General features: G+C 66.6%; 24 protein-coding genes. 16 read left to right on the top strand and 8 right to left on the bottom strand.

Annotated features, from left to right (window positions below):
• Positions 1–21 precede the first annotated feature (21 nt).
• Positions 22–465 carry a transcriptional regulator NrdR gene (gene nrdR, locus H7F35_RS33545; protein WP_093246962.1) on the top strand — a complete coding sequence of 148 codons (444 nt, stop codon included), beginning with the start codon at positions 22–24 and terminating at the stop codon, positions 463–465.
• 21 nt (positions 466–486) lie between these two features.
• Here the strand turns inward: nrdR and H7F35_RS33550 are convergent, their stop codons facing one another.
• From H7F35_RS33550 to pilV, 6 genes are all read right to left on the bottom strand, one after another.
• Positions 487–1,059: a GspH/FimT family pseudopilin gene (locus H7F35_RS33550; RefSeq protein ID WP_187110775.1), complete on the bottom strand. Its 573-nt coding sequence runs from the start codon at positions 1,057–1,059 to the stop codon at positions 487–489.
• Positions 1,056–1,472, bottom strand: a complete 417-nt coding sequence (locus H7F35_RS35080; RefSeq protein ID WP_187110776.1) for a type IV pilin protein — start codon at positions 1,470–1,472, stop codon at positions 1,056–1,058. The genes H7F35_RS33550 and H7F35_RS35080 overlap by 4 nt, the downstream gene beginning before the upstream one ends.
• Positions 1,469–5,257 (bottom strand): pilus assembly protein, encoded by a 3,789-nt coding sequence (locus H7F35_RS33560; RefSeq protein ID WP_187110777.1) that lies wholly within the window; start codon positions 5,255–5,257, stop codon positions 1,469–1,471. The genes H7F35_RS35080 and H7F35_RS33560 overlap by 4 nt, the downstream gene beginning before the upstream one ends.
• Positions 5,258–5,415: 158 nt before the next feature.
• Entirely contained in the window at positions 5,416–6,069 is a 654-nt protein-coding gene (locus tag H7F35_RS33565; protein ID WP_187110778.1) for a PilX N-terminal domain-containing pilus assembly protein, read from the bottom strand.
• On the bottom strand, positions 6,066–7,040 hold the full coding sequence (locus H7F35_RS33570; RefSeq protein WP_187114506.1) for a PilW family protein: 975 nt from the start codon (positions 7,038–7,040) through the stop codon (positions 6,066–6,068). The genes H7F35_RS33565 and H7F35_RS33570 overlap by 4 nt, the downstream gene beginning before the upstream one ends.
• The gene (pilV, locus tag H7F35_RS33575; RefSeq protein WP_187110779.1) at positions 7,027–7,614 is read right to left on the bottom strand and encodes a type IV pilus modification protein PilV; all 588 of its coding nucleotides are present in this window, start codon (positions 7,612–7,614) and stop codon (positions 7,027–7,029) included. The genes H7F35_RS33570 and pilV overlap by 14 nt, the downstream gene beginning before the upstream one ends.
• A gap of 168 nt (positions 7,615–7,782) precedes the next feature.
• Between pilV and ribD the strand changes: the two genes are divergently transcribed.
• The 11 genes from ribD (at position 7,783) to H7F35_RS33630 (ending at position 17,465) form a co-directional block, all read left to right on the top strand.
• The gene (gene ribD / locus H7F35_RS33580) at positions 7,783–8,910 is read left to right on the top strand and encodes a bifunctional diaminohydroxyphosphoribosylaminopyrimidine deaminase/5-amino-6-(5-phosphoribosylamino)uracil reductase RibD (protein ID WP_187110780.1); all 1,128 of its coding nucleotides are present in this window, start codon (positions 7,783–7,785) and stop codon (positions 8,908–8,910) included.
• Positions 8,911–9,042: 132 nt separating this feature from the next.
• Positions 9,043–9,708: a riboflavin synthase gene (locus tag H7F35_RS33585; RefSeq protein WP_187110781.1), complete on the top strand. Its 666-nt coding sequence runs from the start codon at positions 9,043–9,045 to the stop codon at positions 9,706–9,708.
• Positions 9,705–10,859 (top strand): bifunctional 3,4-dihydroxy-2-butanone-4-phosphate synthase/GTP cyclohydrolase II, encoded by a 1,155-nt coding sequence (gene ribBA / locus H7F35_RS33590; RefSeq protein WP_187110782.1) that lies wholly within the window; start codon positions 9,705–9,707, stop codon positions 10,857–10,859. The genes H7F35_RS33585 and ribBA overlap by 4 nt, the downstream gene beginning before the upstream one ends.
• A gap of 5 nt (positions 10,860–10,864) precedes the next feature.
• The gene (gene ribH / locus H7F35_RS33595; protein ID WP_187110783.1) at positions 10,865–11,332 is read left to right on the top strand and encodes a 6,7-dimethyl-8-ribityllumazine synthase; all 468 of its coding nucleotides are present in this window, start codon (positions 10,865–10,867) and stop codon (positions 11,330–11,332) included.
• Positions 11,329–11,865 carry a transcription antitermination factor NusB gene (gene nusB / locus H7F35_RS33600; RefSeq protein ID WP_187110784.1) on the top strand — a complete coding sequence of 179 codons (537 nt, stop codon included), beginning with the start codon at positions 11,329–11,331 and terminating at the stop codon, positions 11,863–11,865. The genes ribH and nusB overlap by 4 nt, the downstream gene beginning before the upstream one ends.
• Positions 11,862–13,049 carry a pyridoxal phosphate-dependent aminotransferase gene (locus H7F35_RS33605; RefSeq protein ID WP_187110785.1) on the top strand — a complete coding sequence of 396 codons (1,188 nt, stop codon included), beginning with the start codon at positions 11,862–11,864 and terminating at the stop codon, positions 13,047–13,049. Before nusB ends, H7F35_RS33605 begins: the two co-directional genes overlap by 4 nt.
• A gap of 13 nt (positions 13,050–13,062) precedes the next feature.
• Entirely contained in the window at positions 13,063–13,521 is a 459-nt protein-coding gene (locus tag H7F35_RS33610) for a YbgC/FadM family acyl-CoA thioesterase (RefSeq protein WP_187110786.1), read from the top strand.
• On the top strand, positions 13,518–14,240 hold the full coding sequence (gene tolQ / locus H7F35_RS33615; RefSeq protein ID WP_187110787.1) for a protein TolQ: 723 nt from the start codon (positions 13,518–13,520) through the stop codon (positions 14,238–14,240). The genes H7F35_RS33610 and tolQ overlap by 4 nt, the downstream gene beginning before the upstream one ends.
• Positions 14,241–14,256: 16 nt before the next feature.
• Positions 14,257–14,706, top strand: coding sequence for a biopolymer transporter ExbD (locus H7F35_RS33620; protein WP_187110788.1), 450 nt, complete (start codon positions 14,257–14,259; stop codon positions 14,704–14,706).
• Positions 14,707–14,709: 3 nt separating this feature from the next.
• Positions 14,710–15,627: a cell envelope integrity protein TolA gene (locus H7F35_RS33625; protein WP_187110789.1), complete on the top strand. Its 918-nt coding sequence runs from the start codon at positions 14,710–14,712 to the stop codon at positions 15,625–15,627.
• Positions 15,628–15,731: 104 nt separating this feature from the next.
• Positions 15,732–17,465 carry a peptidoglycan D,D-transpeptidase FtsI family protein gene (locus H7F35_RS33630; protein ID WP_187110790.1) on the top strand — a complete coding sequence of 578 codons (1,734 nt, stop codon included), beginning with the start codon at positions 15,732–15,734 and terminating at the stop codon, positions 17,463–17,465.
• A 43-nt stretch (positions 17,466–17,508) separates the two neighbouring features.
• Here the strand turns inward: H7F35_RS33630 and H7F35_RS33635 are convergent, their stop codons facing one another.
• Together H7F35_RS33635 and dnaE are read right to left on the bottom strand one after the other, a co-directional pair.
• A complete protein-coding gene (locus H7F35_RS33635) occupies positions 17,509–17,865 on the bottom strand; it encodes a YgiW/YdeI family stress tolerance OB fold protein (protein ID WP_187110791.1) in 357 nt (118 codons plus the stop codon).
• 34 nt (positions 17,866–17,899) lie between these two features.
• The gene (gene dnaE, locus H7F35_RS33640; RefSeq protein ID WP_187110792.1) at positions 17,900–21,418 is read right to left on the bottom strand and encodes a DNA polymerase III subunit alpha; all 3,519 of its coding nucleotides are present in this window, start codon (positions 21,416–21,418) and stop codon (positions 17,900–17,902) included.
• Between the two features lie 61 nt (positions 21,419–21,479).
• Between dnaE and H7F35_RS33645 the strand changes: the two genes are divergently transcribed.
• From H7F35_RS33645 to H7F35_RS33660, 4 genes are all read left to right on the top strand, one after another.
• Complete coding sequence (locus tag H7F35_RS33645) at positions 21,480–22,271, top strand: sulfurtransferase (protein WP_187110793.1); 792 nt, start codon at positions 21,480–21,482, stop codon at positions 22,269–22,271.
• 13 nt (positions 22,272–22,284) lie between these two features.
• Positions 22,285–22,995 (top strand): response regulator, encoded by a 711-nt coding sequence (locus H7F35_RS33650; RefSeq protein WP_187110794.1) that lies wholly within the window; start codon positions 22,285–22,287, stop codon positions 22,993–22,995.
• Entirely contained in the window at positions 22,952–24,538 is a 1,587-nt protein-coding gene (locus H7F35_RS33655; protein WP_187110795.1) for a sensor histidine kinase, read from the top strand. The genes H7F35_RS33650 and H7F35_RS33655 overlap by 44 nt, the downstream gene beginning before the upstream one ends.
• 145 nt (positions 24,539–24,683) lie before the next feature.
• The gene (locus H7F35_RS33660; protein WP_187110796.1) at positions 24,684–25,208 is read left to right on the top strand and encodes a tripartite tricarboxylate transporter TctB family protein; all 525 of its coding nucleotides are present in this window, start codon (positions 24,684–24,686) and stop codon (positions 25,206–25,208) included.
• Positions 25,209–25,211 lie beyond the last annotated feature (3 nt).

The following is a 25,211-nucleotide window of genomic DNA, read 5'->3' on the forward strand; positions in this document are numbered from 1 at the left end:
TCCAGGCATCGTGATGGCCGCATGAAGTGCCCTTTTTGCGGTCACCTTGAAACGCAGGTCGTCGAGACCCGTGTATCGGAAGATGCCGACTTCGTCCGCAGGCGCCGCCAGTGCAGCGCCTGCGACAAGCGCTTCACCACCTACGAACGGCCCGACGTCAATTTTCCGGTTGTCGTCAAGAAGGACGGCAGCCGCGCCGATTTCGATTCGAGCAAGGTGCGCGCCTCGATGATGCTGGCGCTGCGCAAACGGCCGGTGAGCATCGAGCAGATCGACAACGCCCTGCTGCGCATCGAACAGAAACTGCTGGCCAGCGGCCTGCGCGAGATCGACTCGACCAAGGTCGGCGAGCTCGTGATGCGCGAACTCAAGCGCATGGACAAGGTGGCCTACGTGCGCTTTGCCTCGGTGTACCGCAGCTTCGAGGACGTGGACGAGTTCAGACAGTTGCTGCGGGACATCTGAGCCGGCCCGCACTGGGTTGCTTCACGCGCCTTCTTCCTCCCACGTGCTTCCTCTGCCGCACGCACCGGTGCCGCAATCTCCTCGCCGATCCGGATCGCAAACCCTTGCCCGGCCCGATCCCGACACGATGATCGATGCCCGGCGGCCAGTCTCCGCCTTCAGCGTAAGACATCCGGCACCAAAGGCCCCGCTGGATGCCCGACGAGAAAATCCGTTGCTGTCATAGCGCAAGCCTTGCGCGAATCCATCTCCGAGCGCTGCATCGACGCTCACGCCCTCCGGCAACCGCTCGAAACTTCGCAATGCCTGAAGCGAAGACTCCGGCCCGGTCAGCACAGACCAGCCACTGGCCCAGTCATTGCCCGCCAGCGCAAGCACCCTGACACTCTGCGAACGCTGGATGGCCTCCATGCGCGCCAGACTCAACGCGGAATTGAAGCCCTGCGCGGCCGCCGCCAGACGCTGATTGAGCAGCAGATCGCGAAAGCTCGGCACGCCGATGGTCGCCAGCACTGCGACGATGGCCACGACCACCATCAACTCGACCAGCGTGAAGCCGCTCGCGTGCTTCGCACTGCGCAAGAACGCCTTCATTGCCAGCACCTGCCGCGCGGCAGGCCATCGCACCCTTTGCCGCCCTTGCTGTCGATCCAGAACTTGCCGACCTGTGGATCGGAGAAGCCGGCCTTCAGGTTCGCTGTGAGCCGGACACAGCTTTCGATGTTGCCGTGCCCCTCGCAATTGCTGCTTTCGACGGTGTATTTGCCACCCGCTCCGCTGTCGCCCGAATCGCCTTCGTAGGCGCGGTAACGACCGACCTGGGTGAAGTGGCGCTCCTGGTGCTGCATCTGCTGCATCAGCGCGGACCGTGCTTCGCTGTGCCAACTCTTGCGCACGAAGTCCATGTACGACGGATAGGAAATGGCCGCCAGGATGGCAACGATGGCGAGCACGATCATGACCTCGATCAACGTGAACCCGCGATGGCGCGATGCCGTTGCGCTCATTTTTTCTTTGCTCCCTGGTAGTCGATGACCTGCCGCCAATTGAGGCGCCCCGCGACTTGCGCCCCCTTGCCGTCATCGACGACAGGCCGCGCAGTCGAGACACCGCCCCGAGCGCCCAGCCTGACGACAGACAGCCGCCGTGTTGCCGGCCGGCGACCGAAAGAGTCGGTCGCGCTGTAGGTCGCCTCGCCCAACTGCACCAGGTGCGCTGTGCCCGGCAGGCCCGTGTCCGAAGGCTCGCAAGTGCCGCCCTTCGAGAGTCCGGTCATCGCGTTCACGGCGCAACTGCGCCCGCCACCGTCGCCGCCACACAGGCTCGCCTTGGGTATCAGCGTGTTGAAAAACAGATGGCCATCGCTCAGCAGCGGCCTGGACACCAGCCGCTCGCCTCGATCGGGTGAAGCCGGCAGATCGAAGTACCAGCCGCGCCGGCTGGTCGTCTTGCGGTCGAAGGCGCCGTACACGAACGCATCGCCGGTGATGGACGCAAGCATTCCCCCTGTCGCAACATCCGTCTTGCGCGATTGAAGCTGCGTGCGCGCAGCACCGGCCGGAACAGGGGTGCCGTTGTCGTACACGGCGTACATGGTCTGCAGCCCGTGGTTCGAGCGAGCCAGGTCTTCCGGGCTCGCGAACTTCCCGGTGCCGAAGAGCACGATGGCGTCACCATCCGGCCCCACGCCGACCTCCGGCTGCACGGTGATCGGCTGGCGCCTGGCAACCGCATCGCCCTCGCCCATCGCAACCATCAGGGGACGGCCCTTGAGCCCCAATGCGTTGCCCTCGCTCCACGGCGCGTTGCCAGTGAAGTCGAACTTCCACAGGTTGCCCTGGGTGTCGCCGGCATAGAGGAAGCGCGTGGCGCCATCCGCAGCCGCATAGTCGCCCGGCACGCTCAGTGCGTTCACGATGGTGTTGTCGGCTGGACGAGGCAGAACGATCTTGTGATAGTTGACGCCCCGCGCCCACGCGGCGCCGACAGGTTTGTCCAACGAGAGCAGGAACAGCGCGGCGCGCTTCTCGGGATGGGCGTTGTTGAACCCCGAAGGCACAACGGCAAACCAGCCGTAGGTGGCCGCGCCCCCACGGGTCGCCGCCGAGGTGCGGAACTTCAGAACGCGCGGTGCCTGCGTCAAATGGCCCATGTCCGCGTCATCCGCACCGCTGAACTCCCACATCACCTTGTTCGCGGAAAAAGCCGAAGGGTCGGTCACATCGAGTGCGAAGACACCGGTGGCCCCGCCGCCGGTGCCGGAGACCAGCACGGTCCTCTGCGCGCCATGGGCCGTCAGCGCTTCGCCGACCATCGGCGAGCCGTCGGCCTGGCTTTGATGGATGTAGTCCGGCGAGGTGTAGGCCGCCAGCTTGGGAAACAAACTGCGGGGCACATAGGCAAACAATTCCTCGCCGGTTCGAGCCGAGAACGCATGCAGCATGCCGTCGTTGACGCCGACATACACCGCCGCCTGCCGGCCTTGCCGCGCACCCACGAACAAGGGGATGGAATGGGCGATGTCGCCCATGACCGAATCGCGAACCCGGAACACGCCATCCGGAATCGACAGCTCCTTGCGCCGATCTCCCCGCAGATAGGCCAGTCGCTCGGGCCCCAGGGCGTCCGATGCAGCAGGCTCGGCATAGGGCGTCGCGCTCAGGTGAGCACGAAGGGTCGTATCGAGCGCCGCCCATTCAAACGACACGCCTGTTCCGCCCGTCGAGAGGCTGAAGATCCGCCTGCTGGCCGGATCGCGCGCAGCCACCGCTGGCTGTGCCATCGCTCGGCCGGTCAGCAGGGCACCAGCGTCCCAGTCGGGCCGCTCGCCGCGCTGCACGTTGCCTGTAGCCGCATCGTGGGCCAGTGGATACGACAGCAGCGTGCCCGCCCACCGCCGCCCGCCGGACTGCGCGAGATAGACACTGGCGCCCGCCTGCGTGAGCCGGTCCGATGACATCGCGCCGCTCGTCACGCCGCGGCCCGATGGCGCGGCGGCCTGCTGGAAAACTCTGCGGATCGCCGACGCCATCTGCCGCGGGTCGCTCGCCATGAAATAGTTCGAGGGTGTCGGTTGCCCGTCCGCATCGAGGCCGTCGGCCCATTCGGCGTTGCCGATCACGTCCGGCCGCCCGACACCATCGGCCGCCCGGAACGGATTGCCATCGTCGTTGCTGTCCTCGAAGCCTCCGTACTTGGCGGCAAGGTAGAACGCGCTGCCGCGCTGTTTCTGCCGGACCGCACCGTCGCCCCCCTGCCCCAGGTCAATGGCGAAGGTCTGCACCCGAGCGCCCGGAAGATCGCTGCGAATCCGCTGCGTGCGTGCCCAATACGCAAGGCCCGCCATGCCGAACGAGCCCCAGTCGGCTCCCGTGTCGGCAGCCGCGATGCTGCGCGACGTGAGCAGCGCGTCGCCTTTGTAGTTGAAGGCAGGCGGACCGCTGTTGCCGGTGGTCGCCAGGCCCGTCTTCCCGGACGGATGCAAATAGGAAAGCGCCTCCCTGTTCTCGAACGCGCCGACGAGACTTGTCCAGTAGGCCGTGTCCGGCTCGTAGTCCGCGCTGTTGAAACCGCGATCGAAATCTGCAGGCGAGCCGCCCCTGGGCAAACCGGGCAGGGATCGGTCGTGGTCCGTTTCCAGGTCACCGATTGCCAGGATGTGGTTCCTCTGGCAGCTCGCAGCGGTCGACCGCGTGCGCTCCAATGCACCCCAGTGATCGGTGTCGTTGTAGACAGGGAGCCCGCCTTTGCGGGCGTCGTTGCCCGCAGCCAAACCTGCGATGGCTTCCGGCGTCGGTGGCTTGCCCTGGAGGTAACGCAGCGACTCGTAGTAAAGCTCGCCGGCAGGGTCGAACCTGTTGTAGATGCCCTGCCGTGCGCCGCTGCGCCCGAACCGGTTGATGGCGTTGATGACGCCGCTGAACGTGGCGGCGCCGTCCCGGACAGCGGACGAAGACATCGGGTCGGCCTTGAAGACACCCGTGTCCGCATCCCACTCCGCCTGCACGTTGTTCACCCGGTCGAAGGCGGCATCGATCTTCTTGGGAGCGGTGTGCTTCATGGGTGCGCGCAGCACGCCGCCGTAGCGCGCGGAGTCGTCGTCCTGCAGATAGCCGAAGACGGAAAAGCGCAGCCGCTCCGAATACGCCTGGATGGCCCCGATGGGCTTGTGATTGCCGCTGGGGTATTTGAAACAGAGCGCACGGCGCGCTATCGCCTCGCCAGGCGTGCAGACCTCCACGCGCGCGGCATAGGACGCGCTGGCGGGCCCGGGTCCGTATCGCTGGTCGCTTCCCGGTTCGCTGCAAGTGCCCGTGGCAGTCGGACCGATCAGCAGGCGGTCCAGGCAACTGTTGAAGTGAACCGTGTCCGTGGCGCGCACGCCTTCGGCACCGCCCGCGACCAGTGGCGTGAGCTTGTCCAGATTGCCCGTCAGGGCCTTGTCGGGAAAATGACTGCTGCGATAGAACTCCTGCGGCAGCACCGCACGCTGCAGCACCGTTTGGCCGGGCGCGTCGACCACGCGATCTCCTCCGGTCAATGCAAGGCGCACCGCATCGAGGGTGGAAGACGCGGCCCAGTTCAACAGATTGCCGCTCCATTGATGACTGCAGGCGATGGCACCACCGCTGCCCCTGGTTGCTTTGGACACGCGCTTGAAATAGCCCTCGGAACTCGCGTAGAGATAGCAGCCCATCGGGTCCCAGTAGCCCGTATAGGTTTGCGTCCAGTCGAAGCGCCCCCGGTAGGCCGCGCCGGCATTCGCGGATTTGAGTGCAAGGTCGAGCACCACATGGGGATCGGCGTGCGACGCCAGCGAGGCCAGCGGCTCGTCAGGAAGAACCGCGTCTGGCGGCAACGCAGGTGTGGCGGCCCGCGCGCATCCGGCGGCGCAAAGGATCAGGCCAGCGATACCGGGAATCTGAAAACCACGCATGCGAGTTCCGCCGTTCATGAGGGGCAGCCAGCGCTGGCTGCCGGTTTGTACAAACTGGTCTGCAGCACCACCCGCGTCTCCTCGCGCATGCCGTAGCCGATGGCCGTGACGCGGAAGATGTAGCGGGCGTCGCTGGCGCTCGCGCTCTGGAGCTGGTCTGCCTGCCACCCGCCGCGATGGCGAAGGGCCTCCACGATGTAGCGTGGCGCCCTCGCGGACAGCGCACCGGCCCGCGAGCCGCGTGCAGCATCGCCACTGAGGTAGTGCTGGCCAGTGAACGTGCCATAGGCCACCGACTTGCCCGCATCGGCAGAAAAGTCGGCCGTCATCCAGGCTGGCTCGCTGCCGGCCTCGCCCGGCGCACACAGCCCCTGGCGTTCGCCTTCGCCGCCGCATCCGGCCATGAAGGCCGTCACGTCCGCACTGCTGAAAAGACACAGGCGTTGTCGCGTGCTGCCGTTGGGCCCCAGCACATCGCTCTCGGCATCGACCAGCGCGGCCTCGGCGGCCTGGAACGCCACCTCGGTGTCGCGGTCGTTGCGCGCGCTGCGTTCGTTGACGAGCGATACCTGCGCGGCGCCGATTCCCAGCACCGAGACAACGACCAGCATCAGCAACACGACGATCAGCGAGAAACCGCGCTGCGGGGATCGATCCGCTCGCCTCATGGCCGGGGGGCTTTCGCGACGTTGCGCAGCATGACCGTGAAGGTCGCGACGCGACGCAGCCTGCCATCAGGCTTGGGCTTGAAGCTCACGTCGAAAAATGCGGGCCCCAGCGGATAGAGCAGTTCACCGGCCTGCCGGGGCCCGCTGTTGTCGCGCGCGCTGCGCGCCACCATGCCGATGCGCAGCGCGACCACCTTGCGCCATTCGTCGTTGGTCTTCGCGGCAGAGGTGGCCTGCGCCTCGATCTGCATGGCGTCGAGCCAGCGCTCGGGGATGCCGTCGCCATTGCTGTCATAGCCGTAGACGACCTTGAACACCTCGATGCCACGCGCCAAAGGCTCGGCCCTGAAGCTGCCCTTCTTGTCGCTGCGGTACTTGCAATAAAGCTCGGGCTCGCCGTCCGCGGCCTCGGCGACATAGAAGAAGCTCCAGGCACGATCTGCAGACGTCGCACGGCCGGCAGCGGGGCCCGGTTGCGCGAAGCCCATGCAATCGACCATGGTGCCGTCCGGCTCGGTGCCGTCGCCTGCGGCGCGGCTGCGGCCGAAGAAGCGCACGAGCAACGAGTCGCTGTCATTCACGCCCCGGCTGTTGTGCCGGCCGTAGCCGTTGCCGGTGGCGCCGACGCGCGTGTTGCTGGCGCCGACGATGTTCAGGTCCAGGGGATCGTCGGAGGACGCGAGCAGGTTGGCATTGCTTCCGCTGGCGGCCATGCCATCCGCATCGATGTAGTCGGGTGCGTAGTCGGCATAGCCCGCCTGCCGCACGATGCCCTTGACGACAAAGCCCGCGAACCTCAGTGAGTCTTCGACCGCATGGGCTTCATTGTCGGCATTGAACAACTGCCTGCTGCCGAGGAATGTGGCCGTGGCTGCGAGCACCAGCCCCAACGCGATGGCCACGGCAACCAGCAGCTCGACCAGCGTCACTCCGCGTTGTGGCGCGGGCACCATCGGCTCACGAACCCGCATGGCCGTCGTCCGCTTGCCCCGCGATCAGTTGCATCACGAGACGTGGCGCGCGCGTGGGTGCCGTCTCGGCGAGCACGCGCGGCGTCCAGCCGAGCTTCACGACCACGTTGCGGCCCGTGTGACTGCACGGCCATGCGTACTCGCCCGCTGCGTCGTTCCATGGCGCCTCGTCGAAGCACACGCTGACTCGGGCTTCGGGCAACGCCTTGGCGATTCGCTGCTTCCACTCGCGCATGTCCCAGCCCGCCAATTGCGCCGCGTCGCAGGATGCGCCCGATGCCGCACACATCCGGCCGATAGAACCCACATCGTTGCCCGAGCCCGCCACCCACTGCTCGACAAGGTATGCATTGGCCGTGCTGTTGCTCGCCGCGACGCCCTTGTTCATGCGCGCCTTCTCCGACAGTTCGCGAACAAGGTTGACTGCCGCAGTGAAGGTTGCGGCTTCGTGGCTCGTGCGCACCGAAGCCAGCAGCATGTGCATCGTGCCGAGCAAGCCCACGCTCAACACGACGATGGAAACGAGTACCTCCACGAGCGAAAAGCCCGTGCCTGAATGCTTCGATGAAGCCATGTATCGATGTCCTCCCTGTGCGCTTGCAACTCGAGTTGCTTCTTTTTTCCCGCCATCGGGCTTCGAGCGTAAGGGGGCGTTCGTGCAGTCATGCGCGCCGTTCATCCGTGTTCGGATGCCGCTCGTATGATCCGGCGACACCGCTGTTAATTTTTCCCGCCGGGCCCCATGCCATCTCACAAACAAGACACACAGCACATCGCCACCGCGTTGCAGCTGGCCACCTCGGCGCTGCTGTTGACCGATCCGAATCCGCGCGTGGGCTGCGTGCTGTGCGACGCCGATGGCCGCGTGCTCGGCCAGGGCCACACGCAAAAGGCCGGCGGCCCGCATGCTGAAGTGATGGCACTGCGCGATGCCGCGGCGCAAGGCCATTCGGTTGCTGGTGCCACGGCCTACGTCACGCTCGAACCCTGCTCGCACCATGGCCGCACCGGGCCCTGCTGCGATGCGCTGATCGCGGCAGGGGTGCGGCGGGTCGTGGCGTCGCTCGCCGACCCGAACCCGTTGGTGGCGGGACAAGGCTTCGAGCGCCTGCGCGCGGCGGGTATCGAAGTCGAGGTCGGACCCGGCACGGCCGAATCGCGCGAACTGAACATCGGCTTCTTCAGCCGCATGGTCCGCAAGCAGCCCTGGGTGCGCCTGAAGGTCGCGGCCTCGCTCGACGGCAAGACCGGCCTGGACAACGGCGTGAGCCAATGGATCACGTCCGAAGCGGCCCGCACCGACGGCCATGCCTGGCGAGCCAGGGCCAGCGCGGTGCTGACCGGCGTCGGCACCGTGCTCGAAGACAACCCGCGCCTTGACGTGCGCCTGGTCGACACCCCGCGCCAGCCGCATCTGGTGGTGGTGGACAGCCGACTCCAGACGCCCGTCGACGCTCATATATTCATAGCAGGTCGCCCCGTCTGGATCTACGCGGCCAGCCGGGACGAAGCCAAGGCCGCCGCGCTGGAAGCCCGTGGCGCCACGGTCACCTGCCTGCCCAACGCCGATGGCAAGGTCGACCTGCCCGCCCTGCTGAAAGACCTGGCGGCACGCGGCGTCAATGAGCTGCACGTCGAATCGGGCCACAAGCTCAACGGCTCGATGCTGCGCGAAGGCTGCGTCGACGAGCTGCTGGTCTACATGGCGCCCAAGCTGATCGGCAAGGGGCTCGACATTGCGAGCCACCTGCACGAAGGCGGTCCGCTCACCTCGCTGGCGGGCGCGCTGCCCCTGGAATTCAGGTCTGTCGACATGCTCGGACCCGACCTGCGCATCGTGGCCCGGGTCGCCGGAAAGGACGCGTTCTAGAAAGGGGGCGCAGGCGGCCGCCGCCGGGCCGCCCCAAGGCGAGCCGCGCCTCCCCCTCGGGGGGTGGCGAATTACATGGCGCAAAGCGCCATGAAAAGCCGGGGGGCTCCCGATGTCTGCGAAAATGTGGAAATGTTCACCGGAATCATCACCGGCGTGGGGCGCATCGTCGCCATTCACGACCTCGGCACCTCCTCCTCCTTTGGCAAAAGACTCAGCATTGCGGTGCCCGACGGCTACCTCGATGACGTGGGGCTTGGCGACAGCATCGCGCTCAACGGCGCCTGCATGACCGTCACCACGCTCGTCCCCGAGCGACAGCAGTTCACCATCGACATCTCAGCCGAATCCCTCGACAAGACCGCGGGCCTGACCGACGAAGGCAGCCGCATCAACCTCGAGAAGGCGTTGCGCGCCAGCGACCGGCTGGGCGGGCACATCGTGGCCGGCCATGTGGACGGCATCGGCACCGTGAGCTTTTTCGAGCCGATCGGCGAAAGCTGGGAGCTGCGCGTGGTCGCGCCGCCCGCCCTCGCCCGCTTCCTGGCCTACAAGGGCTCCATCACCATCAACGGCGTGAGCCTCACGGTCAACACCGTGAAAGACATCGCCGACGGCGCCGAGATCAGCATCAACCTGATCCCGCACACCGTCGAAAACACCTCCCTCGGCGGCCTGAAGGCCGGCTCGAAGATCAACCTCGAAATCGATACCGTGGCGCGCTACGTGGAGCGCATGCTCCAGGCCGGCGTGCTGGTACCGCCGACCGCCCCGTATTCCAAGGACACAGCCGAATGAACGCCTCCGTCACGCCGATCGGCGCTCCCCGCGCCGCGCGCGCCCCCGCACCGATCGCCTCGGTCGAGGAAATCGTGGCCGAGCTTGCCGCCGGCCGCATGGTGATCCTGGTCGACGAGGAAGACCGCGAGAACGAAGGCGACATCGTCATCGCAGCCGACCACATCACGCCCGAAGCCATCAACTTCATGGCACGCCACGCGCGTGGCCTGATCTGCCTGACGCTCTCGCGCGAGATGTGCGAGCGGCTGCAACTGCCGCCGATGGTCCAGCGCAACGGCGCCAAGCATTCGACCGCCTTCACGGTGTCGATCGAAGCCGCCGAAGGCGTGACCACCGGCATTTCGGCCGCCGACCGCTCGCGCACCGTGCAGGCCGCCGTCGCCCCCAACGCCGTGGCCGCCGACCTGGTGCAGCCCGGCCACATCTTCCCGCTGCAGGCGGTGGACGGCGGCGTGCTCATGCGCGCCGGCCATACCGAAGCCGGCTGCGACCTCGCCGCCATGGCTGGCTGCTCGCCCGCCTCGGTGATCTGCGAGGTGATGAACGAAGACGGCACCATGGCTCGCCTGCCCGACCTGCAGGTCTTCGCGGCCGAGCACGACATCAAGATCGGCACCATCGCCGCGCTGATCGAGCACCGCAGCCGCGTCGAATCGCTGGTCGAAAAAGTCGGCTGCCGCGAAATCCAGACCGCCTGGGGCGCCTTCACCGCCCACGCCTTCATCGACAAGCCCAGCCGCGGCGTTCACCTGGCGCTGGTGCGCGGCAAGTGGGCGCCCGAAGACACGGTGTCGGTGCGCGTGCACGAGCCGCTGTCGGTGCTCGACGCGCTCGAAATCAACCGCTCGCTGCATTCGTGGAGCCTGGACGCCAGCCTCTCGCACATCGCGACCGAAGGCAAGGGCGTGGCCGTGCTGCTGAACTGCGGCGAATCGGCCGGCGAGCTGCTGGCCCAGTTCGACGGCACCGCGCGCCCCGCGCAAGCCCCCGAGCGCGGCCGCATGGACCTGCGCAGCTACGGCATCGGCGCGCAGATCCTGCGCGAATGCGGCGTGCACAAGATGAACCTGCTGGGCACGCCGCGTCGCATGCCGAGCATGGCAGCGGGCTACGGCCTCGAAATTGCCGGCTACCTCACGAAAGACTGAACGACATGCAAGGTGCAAACAAAGGCGCGGACGCCAAACCGCTCAACGGAAAAGGCCTGCGCATCGGCATCGTGCAGGCGCGTTTCAATGCCGACATCACCGATGCGCTCGCTTCGGCCTGCCTGTCGGAACTCGAATCGCTGGGCGTGGCCGCATCCGACATCCATCACCTGCAAGTGCCCGGCGCACTCGAAGTGCCCATCGCGCTGCAGGCGCTGGCCGAGCGCGGTGGCTACCACGCGCTCGTTGCGCTGGGCTGCATCATCCGCGGCGAGACCTACCACTTCGAACTGGTGGCCAACGAATCGGGCGCGAGCGTGAGCCGCGTTGCGCTCGACTACCGCCTTCCCATCGCCAACGCGATCATCACCACCGAAAACCTCGAGCAAGCCGTTGCCCGACAGACCGACAAAGGCCGCGACGCAGCCCGCGTGGCTGTCGAGATGGCGCAACTGCTGGCCACCCTTTCATGACCGACGACACCTCCAAGCCCACTGGCACCAAGCCCCGTCAATCGCGCGTGGGCCTGACCAGCACCGGCGTGCGCAAGGCTTCGGCCAAGTCCAACCGCAGCCGCGCACGCGAATTCGCGCTGCAGGCGCTCTACCAGCACCTGGTGGGCCGCAACGACCCGACCGACATCGACCATTTCACGCGCGACCTCGCGGGCTTTCACAAGGCCGACGCCCTGCACTACGACGCGCTGCTGCACGGCTCGATCGCGGGCGCCGAGCAGCTCGACGCGCTGATCCGTCCGCTGCTCGACCGCAAGTTCGAGGAAATTTCGCCCGTCGAGCACGCCGTGATGTGGATCGGCGTGTACGAGTTCCAGAACTGCCTGGACGTGCCGTGGCGCGTGGTGCTCAACGAGTGCATCGAGCTTGCCAAGGAATTCGGCGGCACCGACGGCCACAAGTATGTGAACGCGGTGCTCAACGGCCTGGCACCGCAACTGCGCCCGCTCGAAGTCGAAGCCGACCGGGCCTCGGGCAAGGCCAAGGCATGAGGATTTCGACGCGCGCACAGCGCATCGAGCCCTTCTATGTGATGGAGGTGGCCAAGGCCGCGGGTGTGCTGGCACGCGAGGTGGCCCACACCGACCGGCCGATGATCTTCCTGAACATCGGCGAGCCCGACTTCACCGCCCCTCCGCTGGTGCAGGAAGCCGCTGCCCGCGCCGTGCGCGCCGGCGCCACGCAGTACACGCAAGCCACCGGCCTCGACCATCTGCGCGAGCGCATCAGCGGCTGGTACAAGAGCCGCTTCAATGTCGACGTGCCTGCCCGCCGCATCGTGGTGACGGCCGGCGCATCGGCCGCGCTGCAACTGGCCTGCCTGGCGCTGATCGAGTCCGGCGACGAGATCCTGCTGCCCGACCCCAGCTACCCCTGCAACCGCCATTTCGTGAGCGCGGCAGACGGCAAGGCCGTGCTGATCCCGACCACGGCCGAAGAACGCTTTCAGCTCACCGCCGCCAAGGTCGAGGCCGCCTGGACCGACAAGACGCGCGGCGTGCTGCTCGCCTCGCCGTCCAATCCGACCGGCACTTCGATCGCGCCCGACGAACTGCGCCGCATCCACGAGGTGGTGTCGCAGCGCGGGGGCATCACGCTGATCGACGAAATCTACCTCGGCCTCTCGTACGACGATGCTTTCGGGCAGACCGCGCTGGCCATCGACGACAACGTCATCAGCATCAACAGCTTCAGCAAGTACTTCAACATGACCGGCTGGCGCCTGGGCTGGCTGGTGGTGCCCGATGCGCTGGTGCCGGTGATCGAGCGGCTGGCGCAGAACCTCTTCATCTGCGCGAGCACGGTGTCGCAGTACGCGGCGCTGGCCTGCTTCGAGGCCGAGAGCATTGCCGAGTACGAGCGCCGCCGCGCCGAGTTCAAGGCGCGCCGCGACTGGTTCATTCCGCAGCTCAATGCGCTCGGCCTGAACGTGCCCGTGATGCCCGACGGCGCCTTCTATGCCTGGGCCGACTGCACGAGCGTGGCCGACAAGCTCGGCATCTCGGGCAGCTGGGACTTCGCCTTCGAGACCATGAAGCGTGCCCACGTGGCCGTCACGCCGGGCCGCGACTTCGGCACCGCCGAGACGGCCAAGTTCGTGCGCTTCTCCACGGCCAGCTCGATGGCCCACCTGCAGGAAGCCATCGCGCGACTGCGGGCCATGACCGAGCAATGAGCGAGGCACCTCATTGAGCTACGCGTTCCCGCTTCGCGTCTACTGGGAAGACACCGACGCCGGCGGCATCGTGTTCTACGCCAACTACCTGAAGTTCATGGAGCGCGGTCGCACCGAGTGGTTGCGTTCGCTGGGCGTAGAACAGCGCAAGCTGCGCGAAGAAAGCGGCGGCCAGTTCGTGGTGAGCGAAACGCAACTGAAATACCATCGCCCATCCCGGCTCGACGACGAACTGCTGGTTACAGCCGATCTTCAACAATTGGGTACTGCGTCGTTGATAATCGGTCAGCGCGTGCTATCAAAAACAGAGCAAGAGCGAACGGGGGCTGCGGCACCCGTCTTGCTGTGCGAAGGCACGATCCGCATTGGCTGGGTGAACGCCACCACATTGCGTCCTGCACGCATGCCGACCCAAGTTACGGGAACCCTTGAGCGCTACAGCGGCTCCATGACTCAACCTTTCAAGCCATGAATCAAGACCTCTCCATCATCAACCTCCTGCTCCACGCGAGCTTCGTGGTGCAAATGGTCGTGCTGCTGCTCGTGATCGTTTCGATCTCCAGCTGGGCCGCGATCTTTCGCAAGTTCTTCGCCCTGAAGCGCATGCGTGCGCTCAACGACGACTTCGAACGCGAATTCTGGTCGGGCACCAGCCTGAACGAGCTGTTCGCCTCGGCCGCCCAGAACGCCAAGTTCGCGGGGCCCATGGAGCGCATCTTCGCTTCGGGCATGCGCGAGTACCAGAAGCTGCGCGAGCGCCACGTCACCGACGCTCCCACGCTGCTCGACGGCGCCCGCCGCGCGATGCGCGCGAGCTTCCAGCGCGAGCTGGATGCGGCGGAACAGAACCTCTCGTTCCTGGCCACCGTCGGTTCGGTGTCGCCGTACGTGGGCCTGTTCGGCACGGTCTGGGGGATCATGCATGCCTTCACCGGCCTGGCCGCCCTCACGCAGGTGACGCTGGCCACCGTGGCGCCCGGCATCGCCGAAGCGCTGGTGGCCACCGCCATCGGCCTGTTCGCCGCCATTCCCGCGGTGGTCAGCTACAACCGCTTCGCCCGCGAGATCGACAAGATCGCCATCGCCCTCGAAACCTACATCGAGGAGTTCTCCAACATCCTGCAGCGCAACCTCTCGGCCAACCCGAGCGCGAGCGGCACTGCGTCGTCGGTGGCTCCGGCCAACCGCTGAGCGGGAACACAAGCGCATGCCCGCCGTTTCATCCCGGGGCCGAGGACGCCGCACGATCAACGAGATCAACATGGTCCCGTTCATCGACGTGATGCTGGTGCTGCTGATCATCTTCATGGTCACCGCGCCGCTCATCACGCCGAGCGTGATCAACCTGCCCACGGTCGACCGCGCCAACAAGCAGCCCGACAAGCCCATCGAGATCGTCATCAAGAGCGACGACGAAGTGCAGATCAAGAAAGACCCGTCCACCGGCACCGGCGGCACGTCGATCCCCATGACGCAGATCGGCTCGGCCGCCAAGACCGCGCAGGGCGGCGACGACCAGCGCCCGGTGGTCATCAGCGCCGACAAGTCGGTGAAGTACGAAACCGTCGTCAAGGCGATGAACCAGCTCAAGCGCAGCGGCATCGAGCGCGTGGGCCTGTCGGTCACGACCACGGGCACGACCGCGGGCGGCAAATAAGGCATGTCGCTCGCACTGGACCGCCCCGAGTTCGCGCCACCGCCGCAGCGCGGCACGCCGCGTGCCGTCGTGCTCGCCCTCATTGCGCATGCGTTGCTGATCGCCGCGCTGACATGGGGCGTGCGCTGGAAAAGCGAAGCCGACGAAGGCGCGGTCGATGCCGAGCTGTGGTCGTCCACGGTGCAGCAGGCCGCTCCGCGCCTGTCCGCACCGCAGGCACCGGCGCCCGTTCCCGCACCGCCGCCTCCCGCGCCAGCGCCACCGCCGCCCCCTGTCGCCAAGGCCCCCGAGCCAGCACCGCCGCCACGCACCCCCGACATTGCCCTGGAGCGCGACAAGAAGCTCAAGGAGCAAAAAGAACAGAAAGAGCGCGAGCTCGAACAGCAGCAACAGCAAAAGAAGAAAGAGCTCGAAGCCAAGCAGCGCGCGCAAGACGAGGCCGACCGCAAGAAGGAACAGCAGCAGAAGCTGGCCGACGCGAAGAAGCAGCAGGAAACCGACGCCAAGCAGGTCGAAGCCAAGAAGGCTGAAGCGGCAGCCAAGCAGGCCGCCGCCGACCGCGCGGCCACGCTCAAGCGCATGCAGGGCCTGGCAGGCGCCAGCGGCAGTGACGACTCGAAGGGCACGGCCATGCGGTCATCCGGACCGTCGAGCGGCTACGCCGGACGCATTGCCGCCGCGGTGCGCCCGAACATCACCTTCCCCGATGCCGACACCGTGAACGGCAATCCTGCGGCCGAGTTCGAAGTGAGCCTGGCACCCGACGGCACCATCGTCAACGTCAAGCTCAGCAAGTCGAGCGGCCTGCCGGGCTGGGACGACGCGGCCGAGCGCGGCCTGCGCAAGACCGACAGGCTGCCGCGCGATACCGACGGACGCATCTTTCCGTCGCTGATCGTCTCGCTGCGACCCAAGCGCTGATTTATGCTCAGGTTCCGGGTGGCTTTCGCACACCACCCGGAACTTGATCAACGCCGCGCTGTCTACACGCGGACAACAACAGCCGGGCCCCACGCCCGCACAAGATGAACCCCAACGGTCACATCCGGTACGGCAGCAGTCCGCTTCTCGCCAGCAGGACGCCCGTATGGCGCAGCAAGTTCATCGTGGCCAGCATCGCCTTCGGCTTCTTGCTGCTGGCAGCACGGGCGGCCTATGTGCAGATCTTCAACAACGACTTCTTCCAGCACCAGGGCGAAGTGCGCTACCAGCGCACGCTCGAGCTGCCCGCCAACCGCGGCCGCATCCTCGACCGCAACGGCCTGATCCTCGCGTCCGACATCCCGGCGCCCAGCATCTGGGCCATTCCCGAAGACATCGAGCGTGACGACCCGGTCGTGCAGGGCAAGCTCAAGGAAGCGGCCAAGCTGCTCGGCATGCCGCAGAAAGAGTTCGACAAGAAGCTCGCGGACGAAGACAAGACCTTCGTCTGGCTCAAGCGCCAGGTCGACCAGGCCGTGGCCAAGCAGGTCACCGCGCTCAACATCAAGGGCATCTACCTGCGCCGCGACTACCGGCGCCAGTACCCTGAAGGCGAAGCCGCCGCACATGTGGCCGGCTTCACCAACGTCGAGAACATCGGGCAGGAAGGCATCGAACTGGCGTTCGAAAAAGAGCTGGCCGGCAAGGCCGGCTCGCGCCACGTGCTGAAAGACCGGCTGGGCCACATCGTGGAGGACACCGAGGACCAGGTGCCGCCCACCGACGGCCACGACATCCAGCTCAGCATCGACGACCGCGTGCAGTTCATCGCCTACGAAAAGATCCGCGACGCCGTGATCGCCAACAAGGCGCGCGCCGGCAGCGTGGTGGTGGTCGATACCGTGACGGGCGAGCTGCTCGCCATGGCCAACTACCCCAGCTACGACCCCAACGACCGCCACAACCTCACGGGCGAGCAACTGCGCAACCGCGCCATGACCGACGTGTTCGAGCCCGGCTCGACCATGAAGCCGATCACCATCGCCACTGCGCTGCAACTGGGCCGCGTGACGCCCAAGACCATCATCGACACCAACCCCGGCCGCATCACCGTGTCGGGCGCCACCATCCACGACGACGAAAACTTCGGCGTGCTGACGGTCGAGGGTGTGATCCAGAAGTCGAGCAACGTCGGCGCCACCAAGATCTCGCAGCGCATGTCGGCGCAGGAGATGTGGAATTCGCTCACCGCCGTGGGCCTGGGGCAGAAGCCGCAGACGCCCTTCCCCGGCGCGGTCACGGGCCGGCTGCGGCCGTGGAAGTCATGGCGGCCGATCGAGCAGGCCACCATGTCGTACGGCTACGGCCTCTCTGCCTCGCTGTTCCAGATCGCGCATGCCTACACCGCCTTCGCGCACGACGGCGAGGTGATTCCGGTGAGCCTGCTGAAGAACACCGGCACCGAGCCGGCCGGCGTGCGGGTGTTCTCGCCGACGGTCGCGAGCGACGTCCGAAAGATGATGCACATGGCAGCCGCACCCGGCGGCACCGCGCCGCTCGCGCAGACCGTGGGCTACTCGGTGGGCGGCAAGACCGGCACGGCCCACAAGCAGGTCGGCAAGGGCTATGCGAGCAACAAGTACCGCGCCTGGTACACCGGCATGTCGCCCATCGACAAGCCGCGCATCATCGTCGCGGTGATGATCGACGAGCCGAGCGCAGGCAAGTACTTCGGCGGCCTTGTGGCCGCGCCGGTGTTCAGCCAGGTCGTGCAGCAGACGCTGCGCATCATGAACGTGCTGCCCGATCTCGCGGTGGCACCCATGTCGTCGCACTGACCATCGCCGCAGCGCGCGTGGCGGCGATGTCAGCCGCCGGCGTTCAGGGCGCCAGGCTCAGGCGCTTGACGTCCAGTTCGACCTTGTTGCCGAAGCGGTCCTTGTCGAACTCGCCGCTGATCTCGACGCGCACCTTGTCGTCGATCTTCACGCCGGGCGGGAAATGCTTGGCATCGATCTCGACCTTCATGCGGCCGCTGTCGTCGGCAAAGGTGTAGTGCTCGCCGCCGTCGTGCGACACGAGGAAGCCACGCAGCGTGGCGTGCTGATCGTTCTTGCCTGTATCGAGCAGTTGCTTGACGGTCATGGTCGGCACGGTGCTCGGGCCCGCGTACTGGGCCGATGCCACCAGGGGCAGTGCCAGTGCGATGGCAAGCGCCAGGGATGTTGTCTTCTTCATGCAGCGTTCCTCCTCGAACGTTTTTATGGATGCGTTATTCGTAGACCACCAGGGCCTTGCCGGCTTCCGCCTGCGCGGTCCAGCTTGCGAGCGCCGCGTCGGTCGGGAAGAACTTGGCGCGCTCGCCCAATTGCAGTTCGACCTGTGCGCCGCCGCGCGCCATCGACAGGCGCACCGGCAGGCCTTGCACCAGATCGCCCACTTCGGTCTGCTCGGTGCGCGGCGGAAAGTCTTTCACCAGCCGCGCAATGTCGGGCGCCTTGCCGTTGACCGCCACACGCAGGAACTTGCCGAAGCGGCAGCGCGCCGTGGCCAGGTCCCACACCTGCTGCACCTGGAAGCGCGCCTCGAAGCCGCCGCGCGCGGGCTGGATGCGACCGCTGACGATGACCAGTTCGTCGTCCTTCAGCGTGTTGCGGTTGGCATTGATCAGCGCTTCGTCGGCCGTGGCGTCGATGGAGTCGGACTTGTCGTCGAGCTTGAAGATCGCAAGGCGCCCGCGCTGGCCGTTGATCACGCGGAAGTCGCTCACGATGCCGGCAATCACCTGCTGGTCGCGGCTGTCGAGCAGGTCGCCGATCTCGCGCTTGCAAAAACGCCGTACTTCGTGCGAGACCTCGTCGAACAGATGGCCCGACAGGTAGAAGCCGACGGCGGTTTTCTCCAGCGTCAGCCGCTCCTTCACGCCCCACGGCGTGGCGTCGACCAGTTCGGGCTCGGCCGTGGCCGAGCCGTGCTCGGCGTCACCGAAGATGTCGACCTGCGCCGCATTGGCAGCGGTGGCGCTGGCGAACTCGAAGGCGCGGTCCAGCGAGGCGCTCAGCGAGGCACGGTTCTGCTGGATCGCATCGAATGCGCCAGCCTTGATGAGCGCTTCGACCGTGCGCTTGTTGATGCGCTGGCGGTCGATGCGCACGCAGAAGTCGTACAGGCTCTTGAACGGCCCGCCCTCTTCCCGCGCCCGCACCACGGCCTCGACCGCGAGCTGGCCCGTGCCCTTGACGGCACCCAGGCCGTAGCGGATCACCTTGTTGGTGACCGGCTCGAAGCGGTAGTTGCCACGGTTCACGTCCGGCGGCTCGAAGGTGATGCCGAAATTCTTCTCGGCGTCCTCGAACAGCAGCTTCAGCTTGTCCGTGTCGTCCATTTCCACGGTCATGTTGGCGCAGAAGAACTCGGCCGTGTAGTGAACCTTGAGCCAGCCCGTGTGGTACGCCAGCAGCGAGTAGGCAGCGGCGTGCGACTTGTTGAAGCCGTAGCCCGCGAACTTCTCCATCAAGTCGAAGATTTCGTCGGCCTTGTCCTGCGGAATGCCGTGTGTCGAGAGCGCGCCCGCGCGGAATTTCTCGCGGTGCTCGGCCATCTCCTCGAGCTTCTTCTTGCCCATCGCGCGGCGCAGCAAGTCGGCGCCGCCGAGCGAGTAGCCGCCCAGGATCTGCGCGGTCTGCATCACCTGTTCCTGGTAGACCATGATCCCGTAGGTCTCGGACAGCATCTCGGCCACGGCCGGATGCGGGTACTCCACCTCTTCGCGGCCGTGCTTGCGTGCCACGAAGCTGGGAATCAGGTCCATCGGGCCCGGACGGTACAGCGCGTTCAGCGCGATCAGGTCTTCCAGCCGCGTGGGCCGCGCGTCCTTCAGCATGCCCTGCATGCCGCGACTTTCAAACTGGAACACCGCCTCGGTCTTGCCTTCCGAGAACAGCCGGTAGGTGGCCGCGTCGGTCAGCTTGATGTCCTCGAACGCAAAGTTCTCCTGGCCCTTGTGGCGCTTGACGATGAACTCTTTGGCGATCTCCAGAATGGTGAGCGTGGCCAGGCCCAAGAAGTCGAACTTCACGAGGCCGATGGCTTCGACGTCGTCCTTGTCGTACTGGCTCACGGCCGAGTCGCTGCCCGGCTGCTGGTAGAGCGGGCAGAAGTCGGTGAGCTTGCCCGGCGCAATGAGCACGCCCCCGGCGTGCATGCCGATGTTGCGCGTCATGCCTTCGAGCTTTTGCGCCAGCTCGACCAGCATGCGCACTTCTTCTTCCTTCTCGATGCGTGCCGCCAGTTGCGGCTCCATCTCGATGGCGTAGTTGTTCTTGTCGCCTTCCACCTTCGGATTCGGCGGGTACTGGATCGTGATCGGCTGGCCCGGCTTGTTCGGAATCAGCTTGCTGATGCCGTCGCAGAACATGTAGCTCATGTCCAGCACGCGGCCCACGTCGCGGATGGCAGCGCGTGCGGCCATCGTGCCGAAGGTGGCGATCTGGCTGACGGCATTGCGGCCGTACTTGTCCTTCACGTAGTCGATCACGCGGTCCCGGTTGCCCTGGCAGAAGTCGATGTCGAAGTCGGGCATCGAGACGCGTTCGGGGTTCAGGAAACGTTCGAACAGCAGCTTGTATTCGAGCGGGTCGAGGTCGGTGATCTTCAGCGCGTAAGCCACCAGCGAGCCGGCCCCCGAGCCCCGGCCCGGACCCACCGGGCAGCCGTTGGCCTTGGCCCATTGGATGAAGTCGCCCACGATCAGGAAGTAGCCGGGGAACCCCATGTTCAGGATCGTGTTGATCTCGAACTCCAGCCGCTCCACATAGCGCGCCCGTTCAGCCTCGCGCTTGGCCTCGTCGGGGTACAGGTGCTTCAGGCGCGCTTCCAGGCCCAGGAAAGACTCCTGGCGGAAGAAGTCGTCGATCGGCATGCGCACGCCTTCGCTGACGAAGGGCGTCGGAAAGTCCGGCAGTTGCGGCTTGCCCAGCACCAGCGTCAGGTTGCAGCGCTTGGCGATCTCGACCGTGTTGGCCAGCGCGCTCGGCACATCGGCAAACAGCGCCTGCATCTCGGCGGACGACTTGAAATACTGTTCTTCGGTGAACTTGCGCACCCGGCGCGGGTTGCCCAGGATCTCGCCTTCGGAAATGCAGACGCGCGCCTCGTGCGCCTCGTAGTCCTGCCGTTCGGCGAACTGCACCGGGTGCGTGGCCACCACCGGCAGGTTCAGGCGCGCCGCCAGCTTGACGGCGGCAACGACGTGCGGCTCGTCTTCGGGACGGCCGGCGCGCTGCAGCTCGATGTAGAAGCGGTGCGGGAACAGCCCCGCCAGTTGCAGCGCCAGCTCGGCCGCGCGCTCTTCCTGGCCTTGCAGCAGCGGCGCGCCCAACGGCCCGGCCTGCGCGCCCGACAGCGCGATCAGCCCGCCCTGCAGTTCCTCGACCCATTCCAGCTTGCAGGCGGCCTGCGACTGGCCACGGCTCACGTTCTGCGTCCAGGCCCGCGCCAGCAGCTCGGACAGGTGCAGATAGCCTTCCATGTTCTGCACCAGCAGCACGATGCGGGTGAGCACGCCGGGCTCCTTGCCCAGTCCCTCGATGAAGATTTCAGCGCCGATGACGGGCTTGACGCCCTTGCCCCGGCCCTGCTTGTAGAACTTGATCGCCCCGAACAGGTTGTTCAGGTCGGTGATGGCCAGTGCGGGCTGCTTGTCGGCAGCGGCGGCCTTGATGACTTCGTCGATTCGGTTGGTGCCGTCGACGACGGAAAACTCGGTGTGCAGGCGCAGGTGAACAAACATCCAGCCATTGTAGAAAGCGCCACCCCACGATGTGGGTTGGCAATCCCTACAATCGCGCCCCGTGCAAGAGATTCTGAATATCGCGGCCTACAAATTCGTAGCCATAGACGACAGCCCCGTGCTGCGTGAAGACCTGCGCGCCCGCGCGCAGGCCCTGGGCCTCATGGGCACCATCCTGCTGGCACCGGAGGGCATCAACCTGTTCCTGGCGGGTGCCTCCGACGCCGTTCATGCCTTCGTGGCCGGTTTGCGTGCCGATGCACGCTTTGCCGACCTCGAAACGAAGGAAAGCTGGTCTGCCTCGCAGCCCTTCCGGCGCATGCTGGTCAAGCTCAAGCGCGAGATCATCCGCATGGACCACCCCGCCATCCAGCCCTCCGCCGGCCGGGCGCCGGGCGTGGACGCGCCCACGCTCAAGCGCTGGCTCGACCAGGGCCATGACGACGAAGGCCGCGAGATCGCGCTGCTCGACACACGCAACGACTTCGAGGTCGACGAAGGCACCTTCGACGGCGCGATCGACTGGCGCATCACCAAGTTCACCGAATTCCCGCCCGCGCTGAAAGCGCACCGCGCCGATCTCGCAGGCAAGACCGTGGTGAGCTTCTGCACCGGCGGCATCCGCTGCGAGAAGGCGGCCATCCTGATGCGCGAGGAAGGCGTCGAGCATGTGCTGCAGCTCGAAGGCGGCATCCTGAAATATTTCGAGCAGGTCGGCGGCGCGCACTACCACGGCGACTGCTTCGTGTTCGACGGCCGGCGCGCCCTGGCGCCCGACCTGAGTGCGCGTGCCGCCGATGCGAGCGCGCGCGCCTCGGAAGACATCGACCTGGGCAGTGGCCTGAAGAAATAACCGGCGATCCCTCATGCGCATCCTCCTGGTGGAAGACGAACTGGACATGGCCTCGTGGCTGATCCGTGCGTTGACACAGAGCGGCTTCGTCGCCGACCACGCGCCCGACGCGCGCACCGCCGAAGCCTTCATGGCCGGCACCGAGTACGACGCCATCGTGCTCGACCTGCGCCTGCCCGACAAGCACGGCCTGAGCGTGCTGGCCGACATGCGCAATGCCGACGACCGCACGCCGGTGCTGATCCTCACCGCGCAAGGCGCGCTGCAGGACCGGGTGCGCGGCCTGAACCTGGGCGCCGACGACTTCCTCACCAAGCCCTTCGAGCTGGTCGAACTCGAAGCGCGCCTCTCGGCCCTGGTGCGGCGCAGCCGCGGCAAGCAGCATCCGCGGCTGCAGTGCGCCTCGCTCTCGTACGACAGCGAAAGCCACGCCTTCTCGCTGCGCGGCACGCTGCTGTCGCTCACGCCGCGCGAGCAGGCCGCGCTCACGGCCCTGCTGATGCGCAGCGGCGCGCCGGTCGGCAAGTCGCAGCTCTTTGCCAAGGTGTTCACCAACGACAGCACCGCGGGCCCCGACGCCATCGAAGTGGTGCTGCACCGACTGCGGCGCAAGCTCGCGGACAGCGACGTGCGCATCGTCACCGTGCGCGGCCTGGGCTACATGCTCGAGAGCATTGCCGATGGTTCCTCAGCCCCAGACGACGACGCCCCCGCCGGCGACTGAGCCGCGCCGCTTCGGCATCCGCGCGCGGCTGCTCGCGCTGCTGTTGCCGGGCATCATCGCGCTGCTCGCGCTCGACAGCTGGAACGACTACCGCGCGCTCACCGACGCGCTGGTGGTGGCCTACGACCAGAGCCTGCTCGAGCCCGTGCAGGCGCTGGCCAACGGCATCGTCGTCGCCAGCGACGGCAGCGTGCGCGTGCAGGAGCCCTTCTCGATCCAGTCGATGTTCGAGTCGACCCACGTGCGCTACAAGTACCTGCACGTGGGCGTGCAGCGAATCGCCAAGGGCGAGACGCTCGACGTCAACGCACCCGAGACCACGCTCATGGGCGTGCCCGGCCTGCCGCGTCCGGCGGAGCGCCCGCCCGACGGCACGCCGGTGTTCTACGACGCGGTGCACGAGCAGCATCCGGTGCGCGTGGCCGCCCTGCGCCAGACGGTGTACGACAACGTGCATCCCGGCATGGCCTGGAGCGTGCTGATCCAGGCCGCCGAAGGCACCGGCCCGCGCGCCCAGGCGCAGTCGGAAACGCTGCGCCAGGAGCTGCTGCGCGACACGCGCATGGTGCTGGTGATGGCCGTGCTCGTGTGGCTGGGCGTGGCCTGGACGCTGCGCCCGCTGGAGCGGCTGCGTCGCTCGCTGCGCGAGCGCTCGCGCGACGATCTGAAGCCGCTCGACGCCAGCGGCGTGCCGCAGGAAGTGGTGCCGCTGGTGGAGGCGGTCAACCATCACATCGAAGGCCACCGGCGCATGGTGGCGGAGCATTCGCAATTTCTGGCGGATGCCTCGCACCAGTTGCGCACGCCGCTGAGCATTCTCTCGATCCAGGCCGGCTACGCGGTGCGCGAGACCGATCCGGCCCGCATGCGCGAGTCGCTGCATGCCATCGTCGCGCAGCTCGCGCGCACGCGCCGCCTGAGCGAACAACTGCTGGCGCTGGCCCATGCCACCACCGAGGATGGCATCGCCTCGGCCGAGCCCGGCATCGTCGACCTCAATGCCATCGCGCGCGCCGTGGTGCTGCAATACCTGCCGCTGGCGCGCGAGAACGACCAGGACCTGGGCTGGGTCGATGCGCGCGGCGACATCGCCACCGAAGGCATGGCCGGCGCTGGCGATGACAACGACGGCACCGACGAAGCCGGCGAGGCCGACGACCCACCGGTGCTGCCCGTGACGGCCAACGCCGCCGAGCTGCACGAGGTGCTTGCGAACCTCGTGCACAACGCCATCAAGTACACGCCGCGCGGCGGCAACATCACGGTGACCGTGCGGCGCGAAGCCTCGCACGCGCTGGCCGAGGTGTGCGACAGCGGCCCCGGCATCGCGCCCGAACGGCGCGACAGCGTGTTCGAGCGTTTCCATCGCGACCCCGCCACCGGCAACGGCGCGGCACAAGGCGCAGGCCTGGGCCTGACCATCGCGCGCAGCTATGCGCGACGCAACGGCGGCGAGATCGAACTCGAAAGTGCCGACATGCCCGAAAGCGCCAACGGCGGCGGCTTGCGCGCCATCCTGCGACTGCCGCTGCGCGCCTTCTGAGGCCCCTTTTTGCAAGGGTTTCACCGGATACGCCGGTACGTGATTACACGTATTTTGAGGGTCCGCAGGTCGTTTGCGCCCTCCCCGAAAGGCGATTGAAAGCCTCGATTCCTAGACTGCCCTCCTTCTAAATCGAAGGAGACTTATGCAGCACCAGCTCGGTGAAGATCCGGCCTCGCACGCGCCCCGGCCCGCTTCAAAATTCAAAAAAGACTACTACGGCGGAGCACTGCTGATCGTCATCGGACTGGCCGCGGTGTATGCCGGCATCGGCTATCGCGTCGGCGAGCTGGCGCACATGGGGCCGGGCTTCTTCCCGGTCGCACTGGGCGCGCTGCTTGCACTCACCGGTCTGCTGATCGCGGTGTCCGCGCGCGGCGACAAGCCCGTGTCCGATGAAGAGGCCGTGTCGCACGGACATCCGGGCGGCATGCCGGACATCCGCGGCGGCGTCTGCATCATCCTGGGCATTCTGGCGTTCCTGCTGTTCGGCGAGTACGGCGGCCTGCTGCCGGCGACCTTCGCCATCGTGTTCATCTCGGCGCTCGGCGACCGCGACAACACGCTGACCGAAGCGCTGCTCCTTTCGCTCGCGATGTCGTTCATCGCGGTGGTTGTTTTCTGGTGGGCGCTCAAGTTGCAGCTCCCCCTGTTCCAGTGGGGAGGCTGACAC

It is taken from the genome of Variovorax sp. PAMC26660 (assembly GCF_014302995.1).
Classification (GTDB): Bacteria; Pseudomonadota; Gammaproteobacteria; order Burkholderiales; family Burkholderiaceae_C; genus Variovorax.